6 protein-coding genes are annotated in these 3,127 nt (G+C 58.2%); 2 read left to right on the top strand and 4 right to left on the bottom strand.

Features of this window, described 5'->3' with window-relative positions; genetic code table 11:
- Nucleotides 1-96: 96 nt before the first annotated feature.
- From ACU0FH_RS15905 to ACU0FH_RS15890, 4 genes are read right to left on the bottom strand one after another with little or no spacing between them, the layout of a single operon-like run.
- The gene (locus ACU0FH_RS15905; RefSeq protein WP_209274031.1) at nucleotides 97-564 is read right to left on the bottom strand and encodes a copper chaperone PCu(A)C; all 468 of its coding nucleotides are present in this window, start codon (nucleotides 562-564) and stop codon (nucleotides 97-99) included.
- A gap of 28 nt (nucleotides 565-592) precedes the next feature.
- A complete protein-coding gene (locus ACU0FH_RS15900; protein WP_067263745.1) occupies nucleotides 593-1,252 on the bottom strand; it encodes a DsbA family protein in 660 nt (219 codons plus the stop codon).
- Entirely contained in the window at nucleotides 1,249-1,671 is a 423-nt protein-coding gene (locus ACU0FH_RS15895; protein ID WP_067263748.1) for a disulfide bond formation protein B, read from the bottom strand. Before ACU0FH_RS15895 ends, ACU0FH_RS15900 begins: the two co-directional genes overlap by 4 nt.
- A gap of 5 nt (nucleotides 1,672-1,676) precedes the next feature.
- A complete protein-coding gene (locus tag ACU0FH_RS15890) occupies nucleotides 1,677-2,243 on the bottom strand; it encodes an SCO family protein (RefSeq protein WP_067263755.1) in 567 nt (188 codons plus the stop codon).
- Between the two features lie 214 nt (nucleotides 2,244-2,457).
- On the opposite strand from ACU0FH_RS15890, the gene ACU0FH_RS15885 reads away from it, so the two are divergent.
- Nucleotides 2,458-2,886, top strand: a complete 429-nt coding sequence (locus ACU0FH_RS15885) for a MerR family transcriptional regulator (protein WP_067263750.1) — start codon at nucleotides 2,458-2,460, stop codon at nucleotides 2,884-2,886.
- A 90-nt stretch (nucleotides 2,887-2,976) separates the two neighbouring features.
- Nucleotides 2,977-3,102 carry a hypothetical protein gene (locus tag ACU0FH_RS15880; protein ID WP_279626457.1) on the top strand — a complete coding sequence of 42 codons (126 nt, stop codon included), beginning with the start codon at nucleotides 2,977-2,979 and terminating at the stop codon, nucleotides 3,100-3,102.
- The last annotated feature ends 25 nt before the right edge of the window (nucleotides 3,103-3,127 follow it).

The raw sequence follows: 3,127 nt of genomic DNA, 5'->3' as shown, positions 1-3,127 counted from the left end.
GTTTCGGAGCGCCGGGACCATCCACGCGCCACCAGCCGATACCAAGCATCATAGCCAGAGCGCCTGCACCGTATTGGAACAATTGCCGACGCTGCATCAGCTTTCCGGCCCGCGCGCGGCGATCCCCAGAATTGGGACCTCGACAGTCACTTCGCCACCGTCCGAGAACGTCAGTGTCAACGGGAAGGTCTCGCCTTCGATCATCGGGTCTTGCAGCTTCATGAGCATGGCGTGCAGCCCGCCCGGCTCCAATGCCACGCTTTCGCCCGGCCCAATCGTGATGTCGCCTGCAGGTGACATTGAACTGACGCCTGCAGCGTTGGTTTTCGTCTCATGGATCTCGGGCATCGTGGCCAGTGGTGTTGTAAGTCCGGTCAGCGTGACTGTGTCTTCATTTGCGTTATGTATAGTGAAATATGCCGCGCCCGGTCGGTTTATGCCAATCGAAGCACGGGACCACGCGTTTACTACGATGACGTCCTCCGAACCGGCAAATGTCGGAGTCGACATGCCCGAGAGCAGCAAAAAAAGAGTCAAGCCCTTGATATAAGGTAGCTCTATCATGACAGATTCTCCTTTATCTATCCGAGCATCAACTTTGGCTGACCGCAATTTCTGCAGCGACCAGTCGCCGCAGTTCGGCCTCACCGAACGGGTCTAATGGCTTGGCGTTGACGAAGAACGTGGGCGTTTGTCGCACGCCTACCGCTTCGACATCAGCGCGGTCCTGATTGAGCACTGCCACGACACCGGGGGCCAGCATCTGTGTTCGAGCAGCTTCGACATCCAGACCACCGCTTGCGGCAATCTCAAGGATCAAACCCGGTGCTGGAGTGCCATGGGACGCCCATCGTGGCTGCTCGCGCAGGACCGCTTCCAGCACGGGTTCGAACACATCCTGCATCCGCGCAGCTTCGAGAACACGGATCGCTTCCACTGAAGCTTTCCCGTGAAAGGCAGTATATCGAATGACGACACGGACCGCACCACCGTGCTCAGTCATGATATCCTTGACCACGGGATAGAAGGCGCGGCAGGCCTCGCAAGCTGGATCGAAAAACTCGACAATCGTGACAGGTGCCGTTTCGGGGCCAAGGATCGGGGAATAGGACCGGATCAGCACATCGTTCACTTCGGGCGCGACAGGGACTGCCTCTGCCATGGGTTGGGGGCGGGTGGCATACCAAGCCGCGCCGCCAAAACCTGCGGCACCAACAGCCAGAACGGATAGAACGAGGCCGCGTCGATTCATGTTTGTTTTTCCTTCAGTGAAAGGGCCGACAGCACCCCGATAATCGTGAAGGCGACAAGCGCCATCAGCGGAATCGGAATCCCGAAGACCAACTGGTTGTCGTCGGTACAAGAGGGGCCAGTCGCCGTGCAGGGCTGGATCGCCTCGGGGATCAGACCGACATAGAGGCCGATGTGATACATCGCCACCGCCGCCCCCCCAAGCGCCAGTGCAACGCCATAGCGCCCCACGCGGGAATCCTGCCACCACAACCCGAGCCCAAGAACGATGGCCAAGGGGAACATGAAGGCGCGCTGGAACCAGCAAAGGATGCAAGGCGTTTGACCAAGCACCTCGCCAATAAAGAGCACGGCAAGCGATGAGATAAGCGCAATGATCCACGCTAGGCCAAGGGCTGTTTCTCCAGAGAGTCGGGGCATGACGATCAGATCCTCTCTTTCAGATCGGCGAGGATCTCTTCGGCGGGCGTGCCATAGGGCCAGGAATCCGCGAAGCCTGCCTGCGTGTCGAAAAGGAAAAGGTGTGACGTGTGACCCATCGTGTATCCACCCGGCGCAGTAGCCTCCTCGATCCGCTCAAAGAAAATTGGGAAAGTCTCGGATGTTGCGGCGATCTGCTCCGGCGTGCCGGTCAGCCCGATGATTCCTGCGTCGAACATGGGCACGTACTCTGCTAAAGCCGTCGGCGTATCTCGCTCGGGATCGATCGTTATGAAAATCGGCTGAACCATTGCCGCCTCATCGCCCAAGCCCTCCATCACGGCCGCGACTTCGGACAGTGTTGTCGGACAGACGTCGGGGCAATTGGTGAAGCCGAAGAAGACCAACATCCAGCGACCTTTGAAATCTTCCTCCGTTTGGACCATCCCGCGATGATCGGTCAGTTCGAAATCAGCAAAAAACGGTGGTTCACTCTCTGTGCGGGCAAGGTCGGCACGGTAGTCCACCCACAGCAACAGCCAGATGAGAACGAACGCCGCCACGCCCGCCAACACCTTCGATACCTTCTGAAAACCTGGAAGCCTCACACCGCTACGCCCGAACTTGATTCTATATTTTGGAGGTGTCTACAACTTCTAGCAGCTGTAGGTTCAAGCGCGATTGTCGCTAATTGGCTGGCAATCACGGACCTGTGAGGAGGTGGTGAATCTTGTGATGTCTGCCACTTAAAGCTACACCCTCTGTAGCTAATGTGGAGGGCCTGAAATGTTGACCATTGGGACGCTTGCAAAAAAGACCGGTACAAAAGTGCAGACAGTCCGGTATTATGAGCAGATCGGGCTCATGCCAGAACCCGGCAGAACTGAAGGCGGCCAGCGACGATATGGTGATGCCGAGCTTGACCGCCTGTCGTTCGTCCGGCACGCGCGGCAACTGGGGTTCTCGTTGGATGCGATCCGCGAACTGCTCGACCTCAGCGATCACCCGGGAAAATCTTGCGCGGAGGCCGATGCGATTGCCCGCCGGCAGCTTAAGCAAGTTGAGCATCGACTGGCTCGCCTGGAGGCGCTGCGCACGGAATTGAAACGTATGGTGCATGAGTGCAGTGGCGGGCAGACCGCTGACTGCCGTGTGTTAGAGGTGTTGAGAGACCACTCCGAATGCCTGACAAACCATGAAGAGATCGGCGGCTAAGATGCCCGTTGCGTTTGTCTATCCGATCGCGGCGCTCTTGCCGCGCCGCGTGGGGTGTGACCGCTCTTCGCGTCAAAGAGACAGACACTGTTGTTCAACTTGCATGATCTCGATGTCGCTGCGCGCGCTCTTCATGATGCAGAGGGCAAGACCCCGGCCTTCGACCGCGTGCTCAAGGCCAAGGCCAACTTGTCGCGCATGTGGTACGCGGACTGACTGAAAAGAATCGGGCAGCCGTGTC

The organism is Heliomarina sp., assembly GCF_052826185.1.
This window is presented reverse-complemented; position numbering and strand designations above follow the sequence as displayed.